We start from the raw sequence: 26,489 nt of genomic DNA, 5'->3' as shown, positions 1-26,489 counted from the left end.
GCTCCGGGACTATCTCCGGCGTGCGCTGACCGAGGCGCAGAGCGCGCAGCGCAGGCTCGCCGAGATCGAGCAGGCCCGGCGCGAGCCCATCGCGATCGTCGGCATGGCCTGCCGCTATCCCGGTGGCGTCGGCACCCCCGAGCAACTGTGGGAGATGCTCGCCGCCGGCCGGGACGGCATCTCCGGGTTCCCCGCCGACCGCGGCTGGGACCTGGCCGGACTGCCGGTCGGGCTCGGCGGGTTCGTCGCCGACGCCGGCGACTTCGATCCGGGGTTCTTCGGGATCTCGCCGCGCGAGGCGCTGGCGATGGACCCGCAGCAGCGACTCCTCCTCGAAACCTCCTGGGAGGCCTTCGAACGCGCCGGGATCGACCCGCTCACCGCACGCGGCAGCCGCACCGGCGTCTTCGCGGGCGTGATGTACCACGACTACGCGACCCTGATGGACGACGTGCCCGAGGAACTGCAAGGGTTCATCGGCAACGGCAACGCGGCCAGCATCGCCACCGGCCGGGTCGCCTACACCTTCGGATTCGAAGGCCCCGCCGTCACCGTGGACACCGCCTGCTCCTCCTCCCTGGTCACCTTGCACCTCGCGGTCCAGTCGCTGCGGTCCGGCGAGACGACCCTGGCCCTGGCCGGCGGCGTGACCATCATGTCGACGCCGGGCACCTACGTGGAGTTCGACCGGCTCGGCGGCCTGGCGGGTGACGGCCGTTGCAAGGCGTTCTCGGCCGACGCCGACGGCACCGGCTGGTCCGAGGGCGTCGGCATGCTGCTCCTGGAGCGGCTGTCCGACGCCGAACGCAACGGACACCCCGTACTCGCCGTCATCCGTGGCTCCGCGGTCAACCAGGACGGTGCGTCCAACGGGCTCACCGCTCCCAACGGCCAGGCACAGCGCCGGGTCATCGTGGAGGCGCTGACCAACGCGGCCCTGTCTCCAGAGGACATCGACGCGGTGGAGGCGCACGGCACCGGCACGTCGCTGGGTGATCCGGTCGAGGCGCAGGCTCTGCACGGTGTGTACGGCGCCGATCGTGACCGGCCTCTGTGGCTGGGGTCGGTGAAGTCGAACATCGGGCACACGCAGGCCGCCGCTGGTGTGGCCGGTGTGATCAAGATGGTGGAGGCGATGCGGCACGGGGTGCTGCCGCGCACTCTGCACGTCGACACCCCGACCCCGCACGTCGACTGGACCGGCGGCCCGCTGGAACTCCTCGCCTCATCGCAGCCGTGGCCCGAGACCGAGGTGCGTCGGGCGGCGGTGTCGGCGTTCGGTGTGAGCGGGACCAATGCGCACGTGATCATCGAGCAGGCGCCGGTGGTCGAGTCGGCGGAGGTGCCGGAGCCGGTACTGCCGGTGCCGGTGGTGGTGTCCGGCCGTACGGCCGAGGGGTTCCGGGACCAGTCGGCTCGGTTGCGTGAGTTCGTGCTGGCCGACCCGGCGGTCGGGGTCGCGGAGGTGGCCCGTGCGGCAGCGCTGTCCAGGTCCGCGCTGGAGTATCGCGGCTCCGTGGTGGCGACCGATCGCGAGGAACTGCTGTCCGGCCTCGCCCAGATGCCAGACGGTGTGCTGGCCGATCGGGGTGGGCTGACGGGGTTCTTGTTCTCGGGTCAGGGGTCGCAGTGGTCGGGGATGGGTCGGGAGCTGGCCGGCCGGTATCCGGTGTTCGCGGAGTCTTTTGACGAGGTTTGCGGGCGTCTGGAGTCGGTGTTGGGGCGGCCGGTTCGGGAGGTGATTCTCGATGGCGGTGAGCGTCTGGATGAGACGTTGTTCGCGCAGTGTGGTCTGTTCGCTTTCGAGGTGTCGTTGTTCCGGTTGCTTGAATCGTTGGGTGTGGTGCCGGACTTCGTGGTCGGGCATTCGGTGGGTGAGGTGGCGGCTGCTCATGTGGCTGGGGTGTTGTCGCTGGATGGTGCGGTCACGTTGGTGTGTGCCCGCGCTGGTCTGATGCAGGAGTTGCCGCCTGGTGGGGCGATGGTGGCGGTGAATGCCACGGAGGCGGAGGTCGCCGAGGTTCTCTCCGGTGACGTGGGTATCGCGGCCGTGAACGGGGTGCGTTCCGTGGTCGTTTCCGGCGCGGAATCCGCGGTGGATGCGGTTGCGGAGGTGGCGCGGGAGCGGGGTTGGCGGAACACCCGTCTGCGGGTCAGCCATGCTTTCCATTCGCCGTTGATGGAGCCGGTGTTGGAGCGGTTCCGGGAGGCGATATCGGAGATCTCCTTTACCGCTCCGCAGATTCCGTTCGTGTCGACGGTGGATGTCGAGGCGGCTCCCGTGGATGCGGATTACTGGGTGCGGAATGTGCGGGGGACCGTGCGGTTCGCCGACGCGGTGGCTCGTCTGCATGGTGGAGGTGTGACGCGGTTCGTGGAGGTGGGTCCGGACGCGGCGCTCAGTGCCGTAGGCCCGGACTGCCTGCCGCAGGACGCCACCGCGGCGTTCGTCGCGTTGCTGCGTCGCGAGCAGCCCGAAGTCCGTTCCCTCGCGACCGGGTTGGCCCGGCTTCACGTGCACGGTGGCGCTGTCGACTGGGCCGCGTATCTGCCGGTCGCCGCTCGGGTCGATCTGCCGACGTACGCCTTCCAGCGCCGCCGCTACTGGCTGGAGTCGGCTCCTGGCGGCAACCTTGCCGCCTCGGGGCTGCTTCCGGCCGGGAATCCGTTGCTCGGTGCGGCCACCGCGTTGGCCGGGTCCGATGCCTATCTGCTCACCGGGCGGCTCTCGGTGGGGTCCCAGCCCTGGCTGGCCGATCACCGGGTGTCCGAGGCGATCGTGCTGCCGGGCTCGGCGTTCGTGGAGCTTGCGGTGCAGGCCGCCGACCGTGTCGGGTGCGACCGCGTGGACGAACTCGTCCTGCGGGCCCCGCTGGTGCTGCCCGAGGCGGGTGCGGTCAGACTGCAGCTGGCCGTGCGTGAAGCCCAGGACTCCGGTCGGCGCGAGCTGGAGATCTACTCCCTCGCCGAGGACGCGTCCGAGGACGACCCGTGGACGCTGCACGCCACCGGTACGCTCGCCGTCTCCCCGCACGAGGCCGGGACCGGCGTCGACGCCGAGGAGGTCTGGCCGCCCGCGGACGCCACCCCGGTGGCCGTCGACGCGGCCTACGTGGATCTCGCCGCTCGCGGCCTCGGTTACGGACCTGCGTTCCAGGGACTGCGCGCGGCCTGGCGGCGCGGCGACGAGGTCTTCGCCGATGTCGCGCTGCCCGACGGGCTTCACGAGCGGGCGAAGGAGTTCGGGCTGCATCCGGCGCTGCTGGACGCCGCCCTGCACGCGCTCGCGCTCACGGACGGTACCGGCGGCGCGCGGCTGCCGTTCTCCTGGGCCGGGGTCCGGCTGCACGCCGCAGGTGCGGGCGCCGTCCGGGTGCGGCTCGCCCCGGCCGGCGCCGAAGCCTTCACGCTCGACCTGTTCGACGGCACCGGAGCCCCGGTGGCCTCCGTGGAGTCGCTGACGCTGCGTGCCGCCTCCGGACAGGCGGCGGAGCGGATACCGCGGGACTCGCTGTTCCGGCTGGACTGGGACACCGTGCCGACCCCCCGACGACCGGACGTCGGACCCTGGGCGGTGCTGGGTACGCTCCCTGAGCCCCTGGCCGACGACCTGGGCGCCTGCGGGATCGGCCTCCTCGGTGACGGCGTCGCCGACCTCACCGTGCTGGCCGTTCCGGCGGGGCAGCCCGCGGAAGCGGCCGCCACGACCGTGCTGCGGCAGGTGCAGGACTGGTTGGGCGGCACTGTGGAACCCGCCCGGCTGCTCGTCGTGACCACCGGCGCGGTCACCGTCGAACCCGCCGACGGCCCGGCCGATCCGGGTGGCGCGGCGGTGTGGGGACTGCTCCGTGCCGCGCAGGCCGAACAGCCCGGACGGATCGTGCTCGCCGACCTCGACGGCACCGCGGCCTCCCGCCGCGCCCTGGCCGCCGTACCGGCCGCCGAACAGCCCCAACTGGCCGTGCGAGAAGGCTTGTTACGGGCACCTCGGCTGGTCAGGCCCGAGCTGGTGCCGCCTGCGGGACCGCACTGGCGGCTGGCCGTCACCCGTCCTGGCACCCTGGACAACCTCGCGCTGGTGCCCGCTCCGGCCGCCGCCGCGGCCCTGCGGCCGGGCCAGGTGCGCATCGAGGTGCGGGCCGCCGGACTGAACTTCCGGGACGTGCTGATCGCCCTGGGGATGTATCCCGGCGAGGTGGCCCTCGGCGGCGAGGGCGCCGGCGTGGTCACCGAGGTGGCCGACGACGTTACCGACCTGGCCCCGGGCACCCGTGTCGCCGGCCTCTTCGGCGACGCGTTCGCCCCGGTCGCGGTGGCCGAGCGGGCGGCCGTGGCCCCGGTCCCGGACGGCTGGACGTTCGAGCAGGCGGCCGCCATGCCGATCGCCCACCTCACCGCACGGCTCGGCCTGGTCGAACTCGCCGGACTGCGGCCGGGGGAGAAGGTGCTGATCCACTCCGCGGCCGGCGGCGTCGGCATGGCCGCCGTGCAACTGGCACGGCACCTCGGCGCCGAGGTCTACGGCACCGCGAGCGAGGGCAAGTGGCAGGTGCTGCGCGAACTCGGCCTGGACGACGCGCACATCGCGTCCTCCCGGGACACCGGGTTCGCCGCGAAGTTCGGTCCGGTGGACGTCGTACTGAACTCGCTGTCCGGTGAGTTCGTCGACGCCTCGGCCGCACTGCTGCGCCCCGGCGGGCGGTTCCTGGAGATGGGCAAGACCGACCTGCGCGACGCGGCCGACTTCCCGGACATCGACTACCTGCCCTACGACCTGATGCGGCTCGAACCGCGGGAGATGCAGCGGCTGCTGGTCGCGGTCCTCGAACTGTTCGCGGCGGGCGCGCTGACCGTGCCGCCGCCGTCCGCGTGGCCGGTCTCCCGGGCCGTCGACGCGTTCCGGTACCTCAGCCAGGCCCGGCACACCGGCAAACTGGTGCTCACCCTGCCCCGCCGGCTCGATCCGCACGGCACCGTCCTGATCACCGGCGGCACCGGCACGCTGGGCGGCCTGGTCGCCCGGCACCTGGTGCGCGAGCACGGCGTACGGCACCTGCTGCTGACCGGCCGCCGGGGCAGCGCGCCCGAGCTGGCGGCCGAACTCGCCGGACTCGGCGCCGAGGTGCGCACGGTGGCCTGCGACGCGACCCGCCGGGACGCGCTGGCGGAGGTGCTGGCCGGCATCCCCTCCGACCGTCCGCTGACCGCCGTCGTGCACGCGGCCGGCGTCTCCGACGACGCTCTGTTCACCGCGCTCACCCCGGAGCACGTCGACCGGGTACTGCGGCCCAAGGTGGCCGCCGCGCTGCACCTGGACGAGCTGACCCGCGGCCTGGACCTGGCCGCGTTCGTGCTGTTCTCGTCGGCCACCGGCACCCTCGGCGGACCGGGCCAGGCGAACTACGCCGCCGCCAACGCCTGCCTCGACGCGCTCGCGGGAGTCCGGCGCGCCGCCGGACTGCCCGCGCAGTCGCTCGCCTGGGGGCTGTGGGCCCCGCCCAGCGGCATCACCGGCGAACTCTCGCCCGCGGACCTGGCCCGGATGTCCCGGGCCGGAGTGCAGGCACTGTCCGCCGAAGAAGGACTGGCCCTGTTCGACACGGCCCTCGCCGTCGACGAGCCCGTGCTGCTGCCCGCCAAGATCCGGGTGCGCACCGCCGACCCGGCCCTGCTGCCACCCCTGCTGCGCGGCCTGGTACGCGGCCCACGACGCCGTACCGCCACGGCCGCGGGAACCGGTCCCGCCACCGGAGCCGGCAGGCTCGGCGCCGAGGAACTGCTGGCCCTGGTACGGGCTGAGACGGCCGCCGTGCTCGGCCACGCCGACGCCGACTCCGTCGACCCGCAGGCGGAGTTCCGGGCGCTCGGCGTGGACTCGCTGTCCGCGGTGGAGCTGCGCAACCGGCTCACCGCCGTCACCGGCACCGCCCTGCCCGCCACCCTGGTGTTCGACTACCCCACCCCGGCCGCGGTCGCCGCCCACCTCCGGCAGGACTCGCCCAAGGACGCGGCCGCGCAGCCTCCGGCTGTCGCCGCCGACGCCGACGAGCCCATCGCGATCGTCGGCATGGCCTGCCGGTTCCCGTCGGAGATCCGCTCCCCGGACCAGCTGTGGCGGTTCCTGCTCGACGGCGGCGACGGCATCACCGAGTTCCCGGCCGACCGCGGCTGGGACCTGGACTCGCTGTTCGACGCCGACCCCGACCGGCCCGGCACCTCCTACACCCGGCACGGCGGATTCCTGCGCGCCGCCGCCGACTTCGACGCCGACTTCTTCGGCATCAACCCGCGCGAGGCACTGGCCACCGACCCGCAGCAGCGGCTGCTCCTGGAGACCTCCTGGGAGACGTTCGAACACGCCGGGATCGACCCCAACGCCGTGCGCGGCAGCCGGACCGGCGTCTTCGTCGGCGTCATGCGCCAGGACTACGGGCCGATGCTGCACCACGCCGCCGAGGGCGTGGAGGGCTACCGGCTCACCGGCTCCGCGGCCAGCGTCGCCTCCGGACGGCTCGCCTACGCGTTCGGCCTGGAGGGCCCGGCGCTGACCGTGGACACCGCCTGCTCGTCCTCGCTGGTGGCGCTGCACCTGGCCGCGCAGGCACTGCGGCGCGGGGAATGCGACCTGGCACTGGCCGGCGGTGCCACCGTGATGGCGACCCCCGGACTGTTCGTGGAGTTCTCCCGGCAGCGCGGCCTGGCCGCCGACGGCCGCTGCAAGTCGTTCTCCGCCGACGCGGACGGCACCTCGTGGTCGGAGGGCGCCGGGATGCTGCTCGTGGAGCGGCTCTCCGACGCCCGCGCGGCCGGGCACCCGGTGCTGGCCGTGGTGCGCGGCTCCGCGGTCAACTCCGACGGCGCGTCCAACGGCCTCACCGCCCCCAACGGCCCGTCCCAGCAGCGCGTGATCCGCGCCGCACTGGCCTCCGCCGGACTGTCCACCGCGGACGTCGACGCGGTCGAGGCACACGGCACCGGGACCACCCTGGGCGACCCCATCGAGGCGCAGGCCCTGCTCGCCACCTACGGCCAGGGCCGGGACGGCGAGCCGCTGTGGCTCGGGTCGGTGAAGTCCAACATCGGGCACACCCAGGCCGCTTCCGGAGTCGCCGGGATCATCAAGACCGTCCTCGCCCTGCGCGCGGGCGTCCTGCCCCGCACCCTGCACGTCGGCGACCCCAGCCCGCACGTGGACTGGGAGGCGGGTGAGGTGTCCCTGCTGACCGAGGCCAGGCCCTGGCCCAGGACCGGCCGGCCCCGCCGCGCCGCCGTGTCCTCGTTCGGCGTCAGCGGCACCAACGCGCACATCGTCGTCGAACAGGCCCCCGCCGAGGCACCGGCCCGGCCGCCGGCCCGGACCCCGCTGCCGCTGCCGGTCGTGCTCTCCGCCCGCACCGAGGCCGCCGTGCGCGCCCAGGCGGCCCGCCTGCTCACCCACCTCGGCGACCACCCGGACACCGAACCGGCCGCGCTCGCCCACGCGTTGCTGACCACCCGCGCGGCCCACGCCCACCGCGCCGCCGTGCTGGCCGGCCCGCACCCCGCACTGGCCGCCCTCGCCGCCGGGACGCCCGACGCCGACGTGGTCACCGGGTTCGCCGCCGACGCCGGGAAACTGGCCTTCCTCTTCCCCGGGCAGGGCTCCCAGCGACTGGCTTCCGGCCGCGCCCTGGCCGCGGAATTCCCCGCCTACGCCGAGGCGTTCGACGCGGTCTGCGCCGAACTCGACCGGCACCTGCCCCGGCCGCTGCGCGAGGTGCTGTTCGCGGCCGAGGGCAGCCCCGAGGCCGCCCTCCTGGACCGCACCGACTTCACGCAGGCGGCACTGTTCGCCGTCGAGGTCGCCCTGGTCCGGCTCACCGAGAGCTGGGGACTGCGCCCGGACCTGGTGGCCGGCCACTCCGTCGGCGAGATCGTCGCCGCGCACGTCGCCGGGGCGCTCGCCCTGCCCGACGCGGCCACGCTGGTCACCGCCCGCGGCAGGCTGATGGCCGCGGCCACGGCGGGCGGCGCGATGGCCGCCGTCGAGGCGACCGAGGCCGAACTCGCGCCACTGCTCGCCGAGTACACCGGACGGGTGCGGCTGGCCGCCGTCAACGGCCCGCGCGCGGTGGTGGTGTCCGGCGACGCCGACGCGGTCGACGAGATCGGCGCGCACTGGCGCGAACGCGGCCGCCGTACCCGGAAGTTGCGGGTCACCATGGCTCCGCACTCGCCGCACGTGGACGGCATCCTGGCCGAGTTCCGGGAGATCGTCACCGGCATCCCGTTCAACGCGCCACGGCTGCCGGTCGTGTCCACGGTCACCGGGGCGGTCCTGTCCGAGCGGGAGATCACCGACCCGGAGCACTGGGTCGCCAACGTCCGGGACAGCGTGCGCTTCCTGCCCGCGGTGCGCGCCCTGGCCGAGGCCGGGGCCACCGCGTTCGTCGAGGTCGGCCCGGCCGCCGCGCTGACCGCGATGACCCGCGACTGCCTGACCGCGACCGGACCCGACGCCGACACCGGCGCCACGGTCGTCCTGCCCACCCTGCGCGACGGCCGGGACGAGATCCCCGCCCTGTTGGACACCCTCACCCGGCTGCACGTGCACGGCGTCTCCGCGGACTGGACGGCGGTCACCGAGGACCGCGTGCCGGCGCCCGTCGCGCTGCCCACCTACGCGTTCCAGCACCGCCGGTTCTGGATGACCGGCGAGACCGCCGCCGACGCGGGCGCGGCCGGACTCGGCACGATCGGGCACCCGTTGCTCGGCGCAGCTGTCACGCTCGCCGACGGCGCCGGGACGCTGTTCACCGGACGGCTCTCCGCCACCGCCCAGCCCTGGCTCGCCGACCACGTGGTGGCCGGCCGGATCGTGCTGCCCGGCACCGCGTACGTCGACCTCGTCGCCCGCGCCGGTGACGAGACCGGATGCGGCCGGATCGCCGAACTCGCCCTGGAGGCGCCGCTGGTGCTGCCCGAGCGGGGCAGCGCCGCACTCCAACTGGTCCTCGGCGCGCCCGACGAGGAGGGCCGCCGGACGGTGCACCTGTACTCCCGTGCCGACGCGGGCACCGCCGACGGTCCGTGGACCCGGCACGCCACCGGCATGGTCGAGCCGTCGGACGACAGCCCGCCGCCGTCCGGCGCATGGCCCTCCGCCGACGCCGGTTGGAGCGAACCCGACGGCCTGTACGAGCTGTTGGCCGACCGCGGACTGTCCTATGGACCGGTGTTCCGCGGACTGCGCCGGGTCCTGCGGGACGGCGAGGACGTGTACGCCGAGGTCGCCCTGCCCGAACCGGCCGGGCCCGCCGGCTTCGGGGTCCACCCGGCGCTGCTGGACGCCGCGCTGCACGCGCTGGCCACCGACCCGGCGGCGACCGAGGCCGCCCTGCCGTTCTCCTGGACCGGAGTGACCGTCCGGCAGCCCGGCGCCACCACGCTGCGGGTGCGGCTCACCCCGGCCGACGGCGGCTTCTCCCTCGCGGCCTACGACGGCTACGGCGCCCCGGTGCTCACGGCGGACGGCCTCACCCTGCGCCCGGTGCCCGCGGGCACGGACGGCACGGGCCCGGGGACCGAGGCACTGCACACGGTGGAGTGGACACCCGTGTCCCCGGCCACGGCCGGCGCGGAGGAGCCCGCTCCCGTCCGTCTCGGCACGGATCTCGACCTCGACGCCGTGACCGACCCCGGACCGTGGCTGCTGGCCGCCCTGCCCACCAGCGGGAACGACCCGGCCTCCCTCGCCACCGCCGCCCACCGCGCGCTCGCCCTGCTGCGCACGTTCCTGGCCGAGGAGCGGTTCGCCGGCACCACGCTCGCCCTGCGCACCACCGGCGCCGTCGACGGCACCGACCTGGGCGCCGCCGCCGTCTGGGGCCTGGCCCGCTCCGCCCAGTCGGAGAACCCGGACCGGATCGTGCTGCTGGACAGCGACGGCAGCCTCGCCGACACCGCCGCACTCGCCACCGGAGAACCCCAACTCGCGGTCCAGGAAGGCGTGGTGAGCGTTCCGCGGCTGGTCCGTGCCGAGGTGGCCGAGCCCACCGGATGGCACCCGGAGGGCACGGTCCTGATCACCGGCGGCACCGGCGCGCTCGGCTCGGTGCTGGCCCGGCACCTCGCGGCCGAACACGGCGTCCGGCACCTGCTCCTCACCGGCCGCCGCGGCCCGGACGCACCGGGCGCCGCCGAACTGGTCGCCGACCTCGCCGAACTCGGCGCCACCGCCGAGGTGGTGGCCTGCGACGTCGCCGACCGGGACGCACTGGCCGCGCTGCTGGCCGGCATCCCCGGAACCCACCCGCTGACCGCCGTGGTGCACGCCGCCGGTGTCCTGGACGACGGCATGCTCGCCGCCCAGACCCCCGAGCGGATCGACCGGGTGCTGCGGCCCAAGGCGATCGCCGCCCTCCACCTCGACGAACTGACCCGCGATCAGGACCTCACCGCCTTCGTGCTGTTCTCCTCGGCCGCGGGCATCCTGGGCAGCCCCGGACAGAGCAACTACGCCGCCGCCAACGCGGTCCTCGACGGCCTCGCCGCCCGCCGCCACGCGGCCGGACTGCCCGCGGTGTCGCTGGCCTGGGGCCTGTGGGCCGGCGGCATGGGCGACACGGCGGACGGCACCGCCCGGCAGCGCATCGAACGGCTCGGCGTGGTGCCGCTCGAACCCGCCGAGGGAATGCGGCTGTTCGACGCCGCCGTACCCGGCCGGAGCGCGCTGGCCGTACCCGTCCGGCTCGACCTCGCCGCCCTGCGCGAGCAGGCCCGCACCGTACCGCCCGCCCCGGTGCTGCGCGCCCTGGTCCGGGTCCCGGTCCGCCGCGCCAACGGCACCGGCGCCCTCCAGGCCGCGTTCGCCGGGCTCGACGAAGCCGCCCGCCACCGGCTGGTGCACGACACCGTCCGCACCGCGGTCGCCGCCACCCTCGGCCACGGCGACGCCGCCGGACTGGGCGACCGGCGTGCCTTCACCGACCTCGGCTTCGACTCGCTGACCTCGGTGGAACTGCGCAACCGGCTGGCCGCGGCCACCGGCCTCACCCTGCCCGCCACGCTCGCCTTCGACCACCCGAGCATCGCGGCCACCGCCGCCCACCTGCTGCGCAGGCTCACCGCGGCCGCCGCACCGGCGCCCACCGCACCCCGCCGTACCGGCCCCGCCGACGAACCGATCGCCATCGTCGGCATGGCCTGCCGCTACCCGGGCGGAGTGCGCTCCCCGGAAGACCTGTGGCGGCTGGTGACCGCGGACGGCGACGGCATCACGCCGTTCCCCACCGACCGCGGCTGGGACACCGACCGGCTCTACGACTCCGACCCCGACCGCGCCGGGCGCACCTACCTCACCCGGGGCGGATTCCTGCACGACGCCGCCGAGTTCGACGCGGGCCTGTTCGGCATCTCGCCGCGCGAGGCGCTCGCCATGGACCCGCAGCAGCGGCTGCTCCTGGAGACCTCCTGGGAGGCGCTGGAACGCACCGGCATCGACCCGATGTCCCTGCGGGACACCGACACCGGCGTGTTCGTCGGCGTCATGTACCACGACTACGCCACCCGGCTCCCCAGCACCCCGCAGGACGTCGAGGGCTACCTCGGCGCGGGCACCGCGGGCAGCGTCGCCTCCGGCCGGGTCGCCTACACCTTCGGTCTGCAGGGACCCGCGGTCACCGTCGACACCGCCTGCTCCTCCTCGCTGGTCACCCTGCACCTGGCGGCGCAGGCGCTGCGCGCGGGGGAGTGCTCGCTGGCGCTGGCCGGCGGTGCGACCGTGATGTCCACCCCCGGCACCTTCATCGAGTTCTCCCGGCAGCGCGGCCTGGCCGCCGACGGCCGGGTCAAGGCGTTCTCCGCCGACGCGGACGGCACCGTCTGGTCCGAGGGCGTCGGCCTGCTGGTGGTGGAGCGGCTGTCCGACGCCCGCCGCAACGGCCATCGCGTCCTCGGCGTGCTGCGCGGCTCGGCGGTCAACCAGGACGGCGCCTCCAACGGGCTCACCGCCCCCAACGGCCCCTCGCAGGAACGGGTCATCCGCACCGCGCTGGCCGCGGCCCGGCTCTCCCCGTCGGACGTCGACCTGCTGGAGGCGCACGGCACCGGCACCGCCCTGGGCGACCCGATCGAGGCCCAGGCGCTGCTGGAGACCTACGGCGCCGATCGTGAACAGCCGTTGTGGCTCGGGTCGGTGAAGTCCAACATCGGGCACACCCAGGCCGCCGCCGGTGTCGCCGGTGTGATCAAGGTCGTCCAGGCGCTGCGTCACGGGGTGCTGCCGCGCACCCTGCACGTCGGCGAACCCACCTCGCACGTCGACTGGTCGGAGGGCGAGGTACGGCTGCTCACCGAGGCACGGCCCTGGCCGGACAAGGACGGGCCGCGGCGGGCCGCGGTGTCCTCGTTCGGGATCAGCGGCACCAACGCCCACGTGATCATCGAACAGGCCCCGGACGTCCCCGTCCCGCGGCCCGGGTCCCGGCGGACCGTGCCGGTACCGCTGTCCGGCGACTCCGAGGCCGCGCTGCGCGCCCAGGCCGGGCGGCTGCGCACCTGGCTGGCGGACGAACCGGACGCCCCGGTGGCCGAGTTGGCCGCGGCCCTGACGGCCGGACGCACCGCGCTGACCCACCGGGCCGTGGTGGTCGCGGCCGGCCGGGAGGAGCTGCTGACCGGGCTGACCGCGCTGGCCGCCGGGGAGAGCGCGCCCCACGTGGCCACCGCGACGGCCGGAGAGCCCGGCCGCACGGTGTTCGTGTTCCCGGGTCAGGGTGCGCAGTGGGCGGGGATGGCGGTGGAACTGCTGGATGCGTCGCCGGTGTTCGCGGAGCGGATGGCCGAATGCGCGGCCGCGCTGGACGAGTTCGTGGAGTGGTCGCTGTTGGGTGTGTTGCGGGGGGAGGCGGGTCAGCCGGGGTTGGACCGGGTGGATGTGGTGCAGCCGGTGTCGTTCGCGGTGATGGTGTCGTTGGCGGCGTTGTGGCGGTCGTTCGGTGTGGAGCCGGACGCGGTGGTGGGGCATTCGCAGGGGGAGATCGCGGCCGCCTGCGTGGCCGGGATCCTGACCCTGCGCGACGCCGCACTGGTGGTCTGCGCGCGCAGCGGACTGATCGCCGCGGAACTCGCAGGACACGGCGGCATGGCGTCCGTGACGCTGCCCGCCGACGCGGTGACCGCCCTGCTGCCGCCGGGCGTGACGGTCGCCGCGGTCAACGGCTCCGCCTCCACGGTGGTCTCCGGCGACCCGGCGGCCCTGGACCGGCTGCTGGCCGACTGCGAGGAACGCGGCGTCCGCGCCCGCCGTATCGCCGTCGACTACGCCTCCCACTCCCCGCACGTGGAACGCATCGAGGAACGACTGGTCGACGTCCTCGCCGAGGTGCGGCCCCGGGCGGCGCAGGTGCCGATGTTCTCCACCGTCACCGCGGACTGGGCCGACCCCGCCACGCTGGACGCGGCGTACTGGTACCGCAACCTGCGGCGGACCGTGCACTTCGAAGCGGCTGTCCGTGCCCTGGCCGACCAGGGGCACCGCGGGTTCGTCGAGGTCAGCCCGCACCCGGTGCTCACGCCCGGCATCGACCAGACGCTGGACGAGGCGACCGTCGTGGGCTCGCTGCGCCGCGACGAGGGCGGCCTCGACCGGTTCCTGCTCTCCGTCGCCGAGGCACAGGTCTCCGGCCTCCCGGTACGGCTGTCCGCCGCCTTCGACGGCATCCAGGCCGCCGCACCGGACCTGCCCACCTACCCGTTCCAGCGGCAGCGGTACTGGCTGGCCGCCCCGGAACCCACCGGCACCGGCACGGCGGACGGCGCGTTCTGGGCGGCCGTCGACCCGGCCGACCCCAAGGCCCTCGCCGACCTGCTCGGCGTCCCCGCCGAACCGCTCGCTGAGGTCCTGCCGGGCCTGGCCGCCTGGCGCACCGCCCAGGAGGCGACCGCCGCCACCGACAGCCGCCGTTACACCGTGGGCTGGCGGCCCGTCGACGCACCCGACGCGGTGCTCGGCGGAACCTGGCTGGTCGTCGGCGCGGACGACCCCGCCCTCGCCGAGCGGTGCGCCGCCGCGCTGGTCCGCGCCGGCGCCGACGCCCGCGCGGTCGACCGGGACACCGCCGTGGCCGAGGCCGGCACCGCGACCGGAGTGGTCTCGCTGCTCGGACTGGCCGCGGGCGCCCACCCGGACCATCCCGCCGTACCCGCGGGACTGGCCGCCACCCTCGACCTGGTCGGCGCCCTGGCCGACACCGGCACCACGCTGTGGCTGGTCACCTCCGGCGCGGTCGCCGCCACCCCGGCCGACCGGCTGCCCCGCCCCGAGCAGGCCATGCTCTGGGGCCTGGGCCGCACCCTCGCCCTGGAACAGCCCAAACTGTTCGGCGGCATCGTCGACCTGCCCGAGGACCCGGTCCGCGGCCTCGACCGGCTGGCCGCCCTGCTGACCGGCACCGAGGACCAGGCCGCCGTCCGCGACACCGGGCTGCTGGTGCCGCGCCTCGCGCACGCCCCGCTGAACGGCCGCACCCCGGCCCGGCCGTGGCAGCCCACCGGGACCGTGCTGGTCACCGACGGCCTCGGCCCGATGGGACTGCCGGTGGCCCGCTGGCTGGCCGCGGCCGGCGCCCAGGCACTGGTCCTCACCACCGACGACCCCGCCGCCACCGCGCCGGACGACCTCGGCGTGCCCGTCACCGTCAGCACCTGCGACCCGGCCGACGCGACCGCGCTGGCCGCCCTGCTCGCCGCCGTCCCGGCCGGCACACCGCTGACCGCCGTCGTGCACACCGCGGGCACCCTGCGCTCCGGCCCGCTGGCCGGCACCGGACTCGCGGAGGCCGGCGCCACCCTCGACGCGAAGGTGCGCGGCGCGGCCAACCTGCACCGGCTCACCGGTGACCTGGACGCCTTCGTGCTCTTCTCCTCCGTCGCCGCCACCTGGGGCGGCAGCGAACAGGGCGCGTTCGCCGCGGCCAACGCCTACCTCGACGCACTCGCCCAGCACCGGCGGGCCCGCGGACTGCCCGCCACCGCCATCGCCTGGGGCCCCTGGGAAGGCGCCGGATTCGGCGCCGCGGACGCCGACACCGAGGCCAGGCGGCGCGAGGAGCTGCGCCGCCGGGGCGTGCTGGCGCTGCCGCCGCACGAGGCGCTCGCCGCGCTCGCCGACGCGGTACGGCACGCCGACACCACGGTGACCGTCGCCGACGTCGACTGGGCCGGTTTCGCCCCCGCGTTCACCGCCGCCCGGCCCAGCCCGCTCCTCGGCGACCTGCCCGAGGTACGGGAGGCGCTGACCGCCGCCACCGGCGCACCGGAGACCGGGGAGTCCGGGCTCGCCGACCGGCTCGGCAGCCTGCCCGAGGCCGACCAGCAGCGCGAACTCGTCGAACTGGTACGCCGGGAGGTCGCCGTCGTCCTCGGACACGGCGACCCGGCGGCGCTGCCCACCGGACGGCCGTTCACCGAGCTGGGCTTCGACTCGCTGGCCGCGGTCAACCTGCGCAACCGGCTCGGGGCCGCCACCGGCGTACGGCTGTCCGCCGCCGCGGTGTTCGACCACCCGACCCCCGCCGGGCTCGCCGACCACCTGCGCAGGCAGCTGGTGGTGCCGGCCACGGCCGCCGTCGGCTCGCTGGACGAGGAACTCGACCGGCTGGCCGGTGTCCTGGCCGACGTGTCCGGCGAGGACGACCGGCGCCGGGCACTGGCCCGGCTGCAGGGACTGGTCGGCCGGCTGGCACCGCGCGCCGACGGCGACCGCGAGTCGGTCACCGAGCAGCTGGGGGCCGCCAGCGACGAAGAGATCTTCCGGTTCATCGACTCGGAGTTGAGCTGATCATGAGTGATGTCGAGCGTCTCCGCGACTACCTGCGCAAGGTCACCGTCGACCTGCACGAGACCCGGCAGCGGCTGCGGGACTACGAGCAGCGCGACACCGAGCCGGTGGCCGTCGTCGGCATGGCCTGCCGCTTCCCCGGCGGCATCGCCTCGCCCGAGGACCTGTGGGAGGTGGTCGCGGCGGGCCGGGACGTGATGGCGGCCTTCCCCACCGACCGCGGCTGGCCCCTGGACCGCCTCTTCGACCCCGACCCGGACCGGCCCGGCACCACCTACGTCAAGGAGGGCGGGTTCCTCTACGACGTGGCCGACTTCGACGCCCCGTTCTTCGGCATCTCGCCGCGCGAGGCGCTCGCCATGGACCCGCAGCAGCGGCTGCTCCTGGAGACCTCCTGGGAGGCGCTGGAACGGGCCGGCATCGACCCGCTGTCGCTGCGCGGCAGCCGGACCGGCGTCTTCGTCGGCAGCGGCGCCCAGGACTACGGGATGCTCGCCGCGCAGGCCGCCGAGGACCTGGAGGGCTACCTGCTGACCGGCAACGCGATCAGCGTGCTCTCCGGACGGCTGTCGTACACCCTCGGCCTGGAGGGGCCCGCGCTGTCCGTGGACACCGCCTGCTCCGCGTCCCTGGTCGCCCTGCACCTGGCCCGCCAGTCGCTGGCCCGCGGCGAGTGCTCGCTGGCGCTGGCCGGCGGCGCCTCGGTGCTGTCCACCCCGGCCGGGTTCGTGGAACTGTCCCGGCAGCGCGGCCTGGCCCCGGACGGCCGCGCCAAGGCGTTCGCCGCGGCGGCCGACGGCACCGCCTGGGCCGAGGGCGCCGGGATCCTGGTCCTGGAGCGGCTCTCCGACGCCCGCCGCAACGGACACCGGGTGCTGGCCGTGGTACGCGGCTCGGCGGTCAACCAGGACGGCGCCTCCAACGGCCTCACCGCGCCCAACGGCCCCTCCCAGGAACGCGTCATCCGCGCCGCGCTCGCCGACGCGGGCCTGGCCGCCGCCGACGTCGACGCCGTCGAGGCGCACGGCACCGGGACCGCGCTGGGCGACCCGATCGAGGCCAACGCGCTGCTCGCCACCTACGGCCGCAACCGCCCCGCCGGGCGGCCCCTGTGGCTGGGCTCGCTCAAGTCCAACCTGGGCCACGCGGGCGCTGCCGCCGGGGTCGGCGGCATCATCAAGACGGTGATGGCGCTGCGCGGCGACCGGCTGCCGCGCACCCTGCACGTGGACCAGCCCACCGCCGAGGCGGACTTCGCCTCCGGCACCGTGGCCCTGCTCACCGAGGAACAGCCCTGGCCCGAGACCGGCCGGCCGCGCCGGGCCGGTGTGTCCGCGTTCGGCATCAGCGGCACCAACGCCCACGTACTCCTCGAACAGGCCGACGAGTTCGCGCCCGCCGAGCCGGACACGGCCGGGCCCGCCGCCGCGAGCGGCCCGCCCGCGCCGGTACCCCTGGTGGTCTCCGCCCGCACCCGTGACGCCCTGCACGCCCAGGCCGAACGCCTGCTGCCGCTGGTGCGCGGCGGCACCCCGCTGCCCGACCTCGCCGCCGCCCTGGCCCGTTCCCGGGCCGCCCTGGAACACCGGGCCGTGGTCGTCGCCGCCGACCAGGACACCGCCGCCGACGCACTGGCCGCGCTGGCCGCGGGCCGCTCGCACGACGCCCTGGCCGGCGCCACCGCCGCACCGGAGGACCGGGTGGTGTTCGTGTTCCCGGGCCAGGGCTCCCAGTGGGCCGGCATGGCCGCCGAACTCCTCGACTCCGCACCCGTGTTCGCCGCGCGCTTCGCCGAGTGCGACGCCGCGGCACGGGAGTTCGTCACCTGGTCCCTCACCGACGTGCTGCGCGGCGCGCCCGGCGCGCCCGACATGGAGCGCATCGAGATCCTTCAGCCGGTGCTGTTCGCGGTGATGGTGTCCCTGGCCGAACTGTGGCGCTCCCACGGCCTCGTCCCGGCCGCCGTCGTCGGCAGCAGCCAGGGCGAGATCGCCGCCGCCTGCACGGCCGGGGCGCTGTCCCTGCGCGACGCGCTGAAGATCGTGGTGCTGCGCAGCCAGCTGTTCGCCGACGAACTGCGCGGCAACGGCGCGGTGGTGTCGGTGGCCGCACCCGAGGAACAGGTCCGCGCCCGGCTGGCCGCCCAGGGCGACGCGCTGCACATCGGCGGGGTCAACGGCCCGAACGCGGTCACCGTGGTCGGCGAGCCGGCCGGCCTGGACCGGTTCGTCGCCGAGGCCACCGCCGACGGGCTGCGCGCCCGGCTGGTCGCCTCCACGGTCGCCTCGCACTGCGACCAGGTCGACCCGCTGCACGACCGCATCGTGGACATGTTCGCCGACGTCCGGCCCACCGCCACCGACGTGCCGTTCTGCTCCACCGTCACCGGAGACTTCACCGGCACCGGCACCCTGGACGCCGAGTACTGGTTCGACAACGCCCGCCGCCCAGTCGCCTTCGACCCGGCGGTGCGCACCCTGCTGGCCGCCGGATTCCGGTTCTTCGTCGAGGTCAGCCCGCACCCGGTCCTGGTCACCGCGGTCCAGGAGATCGCCGAGGACGCCGGCACCGACGTGGCCGCGGTCGGATCGCTGCGCCGCGGCCAGGGCGGCCTGGACCGCTTCCTGCGCTCGGTGGCCGACGCGTACACACGCGGCGCCCCGGTCGACCTCGGCGCCGCCCCCGCGGGCCGCGCCACCGCCTGGGTCGACCTGCCCACCTACCCCTTCCAACGGCAGCGCTACTGGCCCGAGCCCGACCCCGGCGCCGCCACGGCGAGCGCCGATCCGATGGAGTCCGGCTTCTGGGAAGCGGTCGAGAACGAGGATCTGGCCGGACTCGGCGACGTCCTGGAACTGGACACCGGACCACTGGCCGCCGTCCTGCCCGCGCTCTCGGCGTGGCGGCGGCAGCGGCGCGAGCAGTCCGTCGTGGACTCCTGGCGCCACACCCTGGACTGGCGGCCGGTGCCCGAGCCCGCGAGCTCCCGGCTCTCCGGGGACTGGCTGGTCGCCGTACCGCCCGGCTTCACCGGGCCCGGACCCGACGTGCTCACGCGGTTCGGCGCCAGGGTCGTCCGGGTCGAGGTCACCGCCGGTCCGCAGGCACCAAAGGCCCTGCGCGCCGCCCTGGCCGACACCAGGCCCGCCGGTGTGCTGGCCCTGCTGGACTGGCCGGCCGCCGTGACCCTGGTCCGCGCCCTCGCCGAAGCGGGCGTGGCGGCCCCGCTGTGGTTCACCACCACCGCCGCGGTCGCCCTGGACACCGCACCGGACGGTGACCCGGACCGCGCCGCGCTGTGGGCGCTCGCCCCCACCGTCGCCCTGGAGCACCCCGCCCTCACCGGCGGCATCGTCGACCTGCCCGCCGAGGCCGACGAACGCGCCCTGACCCGCTGGTGCGCCGCGCTGTCCGGACGGACCGGAGAGGAGCAACTCGCCGTCCGTCCGGCCGGGTTGTTCGCCCGCCGCCTGGTACGCAGCCCCCTGCCCCTCCCGGCCGGCGCCGGCTGGCGGCCCACCGGCACCACCCTGGTCACCGGCGCCGACACCGCCGTCGGCGCCGACACCGCCGTCGGCGCCGCCACCGCCCGCTGGCTGGCCGCCGAGGGCGCCCCCGCGCTGCTGCTGACCGCAGGCCCGGACACCGCCGTGGCCGACGGCCTCGTCACCGAACTGCGCGACCTGGGCACCGAAGTGCACACCGCCGTATGCGACCTGACGGACCGTGAGCAGGTCGCCGAACTGCTCGCCCGACAGCCGGTCACCGCCGTGCTGCACACCCAACTCCCATTGACCGAGGCGCCGCTGACCGACCTCGACGCCACCGCCGCACCCAACGCCGGAGTCACCGCCGCCCGGCACCTGCACGACCTCACCCGCGACACCCCGCTCACCGCGTTCGTCCTGTTCTCCTCCGTGTCGGGCACCTTCGGCGGCGTCGGCCAGGCCGGCTACGCGGCGGCCGCCGCCGCACTCGACGCACTGGCCGAACACCGCGCCGCCGCCGGGCTGCCCGCCCTGTCGGTGGCCTGGGCGCCCTGGGACGACCCGGCCGACATCACCGGAGTCGCCGCCACCCGCAGGGAACGGCTGGCCGGGCGCGGCATCGCGGTCCTCGACGAACGGCGGGCCCTGGCCGCGCTCGGCGCCGCGCTCACCGCGGGGGACACCCGGCTGCTCCTCGCCGACGTGGACTGGCCGCGGTTCCGCGCCGCGTACACCGTCACCGGACCGCGCCCGCTCATCGCCGAGTTCAGCCCCGACCGCGGCCGCCGGGAGCCCGCGGGCCCGGACACCGCGGACGCCGGCCGGCTGGCCGCCCTGCCCGCCGCCGAGCGGTACGGCGCGCTGCTCGCCGCGATCGCCGGACAGGCCGCCGCCGTCCTCGGCTTCGCCGACCCTTCCGCCATCGACCCGGCCCGCCGCTTCCTCGAACACGGCTTCGACTCGCTGACCACCCTGGAGCTGCGCAACCGCCTGTCGGCGGCGACCGGGATACGGCTGACCGCGGCCACCCTCTTCGAACACGACACCCCCGAAGCCCTCGCCCGGTACCTGCGGACCGAACTCGGCCCGGACCCGGCCGCCGACCCGGGGACCGGGACGTTCACCGCCCTGAGCCGCACCGCGGCCGAAGCCGGGAAGACCGCGGAGTTCGTCGAACTGCTCGGCGCAGCGGCCAAGTTGCGTCCCTCCTTCGGCTCCGCCGACGAGGCCGGCCCGCTGCCCGGGGCGGTGTCGCTGGCCGTCCACGACGAGGGTCCGCTGCTGGTCTGCCTGCCCACCGTGCTGGCCACCTCGGGACCCCACCAGTACGCCCGGTTCGCCGCCGGACTGCGCGAGCGGCGCGCGGTCTCGGCACTCGCCCTGCCCGGCTACCTCGACGGCGAACCGCTGCCCGCCGACCGGCCCGCCGCGATCGAGGCCGTCACCCGCCAGGTGGAGACCGCGGCGGGGGAGCGGCCGGTGGTACTCGTGGGCTACTCCTCGGGCGGCCTGCTCGCCGACGGCGTCGCCGCCGAACTGGCCGCACGCGGCCGGCCGGCCGCCGGGCTGGTCCTCCTCGACACCTTCGTCTTCGGCCCCGAACTGGTCACCGACGGCACCGCCCTGTTCGAGCAGATGTTCACCAGGCTGGCCGAGAACGGCGCGGTCACCGACGCCCGGCTCACCGCCATGGGCGGGTACCTGCGGCTGCTCACCGACTGGGAACCGGCCGGTTCCGCGACGCCGGTCCTGCTGGCCCGTGCGACCGAACCGCTCGCCGGGTTCGACCGCCCGCCCGCCTCCTGGGCGCACCCGCACGACGTGGTGGAGCTGGCCGGCGACCACTTCACCGTTCTGGAAGAGCACGCCGACCGTACTGCCCAGGCGGTGCACGAGTGGCTGGAGAAGCAATGACACATCGACGTACCACCGTTCTGGTCGTCGGCGCGGGCCCGTGCGGCCTGGCCATGGCCGCACAGCTCAGCCGGCTCGGCGTGGCGGTCACCGTGGTCGACGCCGCGGACCGCCCGCACACCGGCTCCCGCGCCATCCTGCTGTGGCCGCCGGTACGCGAGGTGCTCGGCGAACTGGGGCTCGCCGAGCGGGCCGCCCGCGACAGCGTCCAGCCCGCCGCGCTCCACTACCACCTGGGCTCCGGCGGAAGCGTACGGGTACCGCTCAGCGAGGCCAACGCCCCGCTGGTGCTGCCCCAGGAACGCACCGGACGGCTGCTCGCGGAGACCCTGGCCGAGCGGGGCGTCGACGTCGAGTGGGGCACCCGCGTCACCAAGGTCGTGCCGGACGCCCGCACGGTGACCGTCACCGGGAGCCGCGCGGACGGCTCCACCGCGGAGATCGAGGCCGACTGGGTGGTGGGCGCGGACGGCCTGCACAGCCAGGTCCGGGAGCAGCTGGGCATCGACTTCTCCGGAGCCCGGTTCCCGGCCACCTTCCTGCTCGCCGAAGGACGCATCACCGGCGAGAGCGGCACCGGCGGGATCAGCACCGAGGAGATCCACTACTTCCTCGCCGACTCCGGCGTCGCACTGATCGCCCCGCTGCCCGGCGGCGAGTTCCGGATCTCCGGCGCGGTCCCGGAGGGCACCGAGGCCACCGCCGAGCAGGCCCAGGCCCTGCTGGACGAACGCGGCCCCGGCGGGCTCCGGTTCACCGAGGTACGCACGGTGACCCTGTTCGCCAGCGACGAGCGGGTGGCCGGCGCCCTGCGCTCCGGCCGCTGCTTCCTGGTCGGCGACGCCGCCCACGTGCACAGCCCGATCGGCGGCCAGGGCCTCAACCTCGGCATCCCCGACACCCGCAACCTGGCCTGGAAGCTGGCCGGCGTGGTGCACGGCCGGCTCGACGAGTCGGTCCTCGACACCTACGACCCCGAGCGCCGCGCCGCGATCGAACAGACCCTCCAGGCCACCGGCCGGATGGCCCGGCAGGCCGTGGTCGGTCCGCTGGCCCGTCAGCTCCGCAACTTGACCTGGCGGCTGCTGGACGCCACCGGCGTGCTGACCCGCGGCTACGCGCCGATGCTGGCCGGCTGGCGCAGCCACTACCCCGACGTGCTGTTCGGCGGCACGGACCGCGCCCGGCCGCGCCCGGGCACCCGGGACCCCCGCTGGATCCCCAAGCCGGCCGACGAACTCGCCGGCCGCTTCCAGCTGATCACCTACGGCGGCAAGGACACCCCGCTGGCGGCGCAGGCGGCCGAGCTGGCCGACCGGCTGCCCGACCTGGCCGCCCACTTCCCGCTGGACGGCCCCACCGAGAAATTCGTGCTGCTGCGCCCGGACGGCTACGTGGCCGCCGCCGGCCCCGCCGACCGGTTCCCCGGCGTCGCCGCGAAGCTCGCCGCGCTGGTCCCCGCCCCGCCGTCCCCGGCCCCCACCCGGTGACGGTCCGGGCACCCCACGAGCCGAGCACCCCACGATGAGAGGACACGACATGCCCCACCCCGACGGCGCGCCGGCCACCGGCTGTCCCGTGCACGCCGACGCCACGGCGGCCCCCCGCCCCTGGGCGCCCGGACTTCCCGAACCCGGCCCCGTGGAACAGCTGCTGCTGCCCGACGGCAACCCGGTCTGGATGATCACCCGTTACGACGACGCGCTCGCCGCGCTCACCAACCGCAAGCTCAGCAAGCACCTCGACAACGCGGCTCCGGAACTGTGGCCCTCGGTGGGCTATGACGGCCGCAAGTCCATCCTCAACCAGCACATGAACCTCGCCGACCCGCCCGAGCACACCCGGCTGCGCAGACTGGTCTCCAAGGCCTTCACCCCGCGCCGGGTCGCCGACCTCGGCGAGCGGATCCAGCAGATCACCGACGAACTGCTCGACGCGGTCGCCGAGGCCGGCACCGCCGACCTCAAGGCCTCGTTCATCTCCCCGCTGATCTCCACCGTGCTCTACGAGATGCTGGGCGTACCGCTCGCCGACGTGGAGGAGTTCGAGCGGAACACCTACATCTTCGTCGGCCTCGGCAACTCATCGAGCCCCGAGGAGGTCGTCGCCTCGGTCGGCTGGTTCGAGGAGTACCTCACCAAGCTGACCGCGCAGCGCCGCGCCGACCCCGGCCCCGACCTCATCTCCGGTCTGGTGCAGGCCAACGAGGACGGCGACGCGCTCGCCGACCTGGAGATCCGCTCCACCGTCATGCTGCTGCTCCTCGCCGGCGCCGAGACCACCATCAACCTGCTCTCCAACGGCATCCTCGCGCTGCTGCGCAACCCCGGGCAGCTCGCCGAACTCAAGGCCGACCCCGAGGGGCTGACCCCGGCGATCGAGGAACTGCTGCGGCTGACCAGCCCGGTGTTCACCGTGGTGTACCGCTTCGCCACGGAGGACATGGAGCTGGGCGGCGCACAGGTCAAGGCGGGCGAACACGTGATGATCTCGCTGGCCGCGGCCAACCACGACCCGGGCCAGTTCAGCGACCCGGAGACGCTGGACATCCACCGCGACGCCTCCCGGCACCTCGCGCTCGGCCACGGCACCCACTTCTGCATCGGCGCGCCCCTGGCCAGGCTCAAGGCACGGATCGCGCTGCGCACCCTGTTCGACCGCTTCGACGACCTCCGGCTCGCCGTCCCCGACGAGAAGCTGACCTGGACGCCCAGCCTGGTGGCCAACAGCCTCGACCAGCTGCCGGTGACCTTCACCGCGGCGACTCCGGCCACCGCCGGCTGACCCCGGCCGCCCCCTCCTGCCCACTCCGTACCGAAACTCTTGTCCGCGCGGTGACGGCCGTCCCCGCGCGGGGTTGGGAACGACAGCGATGACCGAGGCACCGATGCTGGACCCGGGCTTCATAGCCCAGTTGCTGCCCTTCGACCCCTTCGACCCGGCCTTCCTGGCCGACCCCTACCCGGTGTACGCGCAGATCCGGGAGAAGGGCCCGGTCACCCGCACCCCGCTCGGGCTGTGGGCGGTGACCGGACACGAGGCCTGCTCGGCCGTCCTGCGCGACCAGCGCTTCGGCTGGGGCGACGGCGCGACCGTCGCCGACCACTTCCGTACCGAGGCCGACGGCACGGTGGTGCGGCCGTTCATCTTCTCCGACCCGCCGGAGCACACCCGGATCCGCGCCCTGGTGAGCAAGGCGTTCGCGGCCCGCCAGGTGGACCGGATGCGCACCACCGCCCAGCAGGTCGTGCGCGAGCTGATCGAGACCGCCCGCGCCGAGGCCGGCGACGGTCCGATCGACCTGATGAGCGCGGTGGCGCACCCGCTGCCCGGCCGCATGCAGAACGCCCTCCTGGACGTGCCTGCCGAGCACGCCGCCCGGTTCGACGAGCTGTCCGGCGACATCGCGCGCGGCCTCGACCCGAGCTTCCTGCTCGGGCCCGAGGAGATCGCCAAGCGGGACAACGCGCGCGCCGAGCTGTACCGGTACATCGGCGAACTGGCCGAGCAGCGCCGGGCGGAACCGGGCACCGACCTGATCAGCGAGCTGGTCGCCGTCGAGGAGGGCGGCGACACCCTGACCCCCGAGGAACTGGAGGTCACCTGCACCCTGCTGCTCTCCGCCGGGTACGCCACCACCGTGAACCTGATCGGCAACGGCATGCTCGCGCTGCTCCGCCGTCCCGACCAGCGGGACTGGCTGCGCGCCCGTCCCGGTCAGGTGGCCGCCGCGGTGGAGGAGATGCTGCGCTTCGACACGCCGGTGCAGATGATCTCCCGGGTCGCGCTGGCCGAGGCCGAGATCGCCGGGCAGACCATCCAGCCGGGCGAGCAGGTCATGCTGATGATCGGCGCGGCCAGCCACGATCCCGACGTCTACGACGACCCCGACGAACTGCGCCTGGACCGGCCCGCCGGCCGCAACCTCGGCTTCGGCCTCGGCATCCACTTCTGCGTCGGCGCGCCGCTGGCCCGGCTCACCGCGCAGGCCGCGGTGTCCGCGCTGGCCGCGCTGGACCTGGAGCCGGTCACCGACAGCCCGGCCCGGGTGCCCAACATCATCATGCGCGGCCTGGCCGAACTGCCGGTCCGCGTCACCGCCTGACGGACGGCCGGCCGGGTGCGGGCTCGCCTTGCGCCGGTGGAACCCGGGGATTCCGGGTGCGTGCGTGCCGGCGCCCTCCGGCGAGCCCGCACCCGGCCCGTCCGGTGCCCCGGCCCGCTCACCCGTGGACGCCCTCGCCGCCCACGGAGACCGGCCGCGGGCCCCGCGCCCGGCGCCCGCCCACAGCAACGTCCGCAGCGGCCGTCCGCAGGCCGCACCGAGACGGTCCGGACCCGGCCGCGCGGGCCGCCCGCAACCCGCGCCCGGCGCCCGGCGCCCGGCCACAGATGACCACTCGAAGAACCACTCCAAGAACCACGGGGAGACCACGGGGATGACCGACACCCTGACCGCACAGGAACGCTGGATCCGCCGCTACCGTCCGGCGCCGCGGGACACCGACCTCTCGCTGGTCTGCTTCCCGCACGCGGGCGGCTCGGCCAGCTACTTCCGTCCGCTCGCCGACGCGCTGGCACCGGTCGCCGACGTGCTGTCCGTGCAGTACCCGGGCCGCCAGGACCGGCGGTCCGAACCGCCCCGCACGTCGGTCTCCCGGCTCGCCGACGAGATCCTCGCCGTGCTGGAGACCCTGCCGCGCCGCCGTCTGGTGCTGTTCGGGCACAGCATGGGCGCCTGCGTGGCCTTCGAGGTGGCCCGGCGGATCGAGCAGGGCACCTCCCTGGACCTGCTGGGGCTCGTCGCCTCCGGCCGCACCGCGCCGCCCGAGGTCCGCGACCGCGGGGTCCGGTCGATGGACGACGCGGGGGTCGTCGACGAGATCCGCAGGCTGAACGGCACCGACGAACGGCTGCTCCTGGACGCGGACGTCATCGAGATGATCCTGCCCGCGGTCCGCGGCGACTACACGGCGGTGGAGACGTACCGGTACCGGCCGGGACCGCCGCTGCGCTGCCCGATCAGCGTGCTCGTCGGCGACGACGACCCGCAGGTCACCCTGGCCGAGGCGGCGGAGTGGCGCGAGCACACCGAGGGCGCCTTCACCCTGCGCGACTTCCCCGGCGGCCACTTCTACCTGGCCGAGCAGCAGGCCGGGGTGGTCCGCGCGCTGACCGAGGACCTGGCGGAGTTCCGTCGCGCCGCGCGGCGCGACGCCTGACCGGACCCGCCCCGAGCACACCCCCCAGACCGAAGGAAGCCTGTG

General features: G+C 75.2%; 5 protein-coding genes and 1 pseudogene. All 6 read left to right on the top strand.

Going from position 1 to position 26,489, the window contains the following annotated elements:
- Window position 1: 1 nt before the first annotated feature.
- A pseudogene (locus ACIQOE_RS33130) lies at window positions 2-15,820 on the top strand (type I polyketide synthase); the annotation flags it as partial.
- Between the two features lie 2 nt (window positions 15,821-15,822).
- A complete protein-coding gene (locus ACIQOE_RS33125; RefSeq protein WP_401415393.1) occupies window positions 15,823-21,222 on the top strand; it encodes a type I polyketide synthase in 5,400 nt (1,799 codons plus the stop codon).
- Entirely contained in the window at window positions 21,219-22,712 is a 1,494-nt protein-coding gene (locus ACIQOE_RS33120) for an FAD-dependent monooxygenase (RefSeq protein ID WP_365556799.1), read from the top strand. The genes ACIQOE_RS33125 and ACIQOE_RS33120 overlap by 4 nt, the downstream gene beginning before the upstream one ends.
- Window positions 22,713-22,761: 49 nt before the next feature.
- On the top strand, window positions 22,762-24,006 hold the full coding sequence (locus ACIQOE_RS33115; RefSeq protein ID WP_351323200.1) for a cytochrome P450: 1,245 nt from the start codon (window positions 22,762-22,764) through the stop codon (window positions 24,004-24,006).
- 88 nt (window positions 24,007-24,094) lie between these two features.
- Window positions 24,095-25,327, top strand: a complete 1,233-nt coding sequence (locus ACIQOE_RS33110; protein WP_351323201.1) for a cytochrome P450 — start codon at window positions 24,095-24,097, stop codon at window positions 25,325-25,327.
- A gap of 334 nt (window positions 25,328-25,661) precedes the next feature.
- On the top strand, window positions 25,662-26,444 hold the full coding sequence (locus tag ACIQOE_RS33105; RefSeq protein WP_351323202.1) for an alpha/beta fold hydrolase: 783 nt from the start codon (window positions 25,662-25,664) through the stop codon (window positions 26,442-26,444).
- The last annotated feature ends 45 nt before the right edge of the window (window positions 26,445-26,489 follow it).

The organism is Streptomyces sp. NPDC091282 (genome assembly GCF_044757385.1).
Classification (GTDB): domain Bacteria; phylum Actinomycetota; class Actinomycetes; order Streptomycetales; family Streptomycetaceae; genus Streptomyces; species Streptomyces gramineus.
Note: the sequence above shows the minus strand (reverse complement) of the source record. Positions and strands in the feature narration are given on the sequence as shown.

Coding starts and splice junctions, on each gene's coding strand:
- ACIQOE_RS33105 (WP_351323202.1), top strand. CDS start 25,662: ATGACCGACACCCTGACCGCACAGGAACGCTGGATCCGCCGCTACCGT.
- ACIQOE_RS33115 (WP_351323200.1), top strand. CDS start 22,762: ATGCCCCACCCCGACGGCGCGCCGGCCACCGGCTGTCCCGTGCACGCC.
- ACIQOE_RS33120 (WP_365556799.1), top strand. CDS start 21,219: ATGACACATCGACGTACCACCGTTCTGGTCGTCGGCGCGGGCCCGTGC.
- ACIQOE_RS33125 (WP_401415393.1), top strand. CDS start 15,823: ATGAGTGATGTCGAGCGTCTCCGCGACTACCTGCGCAAGGTCACCGTC.
- ACIQOE_RS33110 (WP_351323201.1), top strand. CDS start 24,095: ATGACCGAGGCACCGATGCTGGACCCGGGCTTCATAGCCCAGTTGCTG.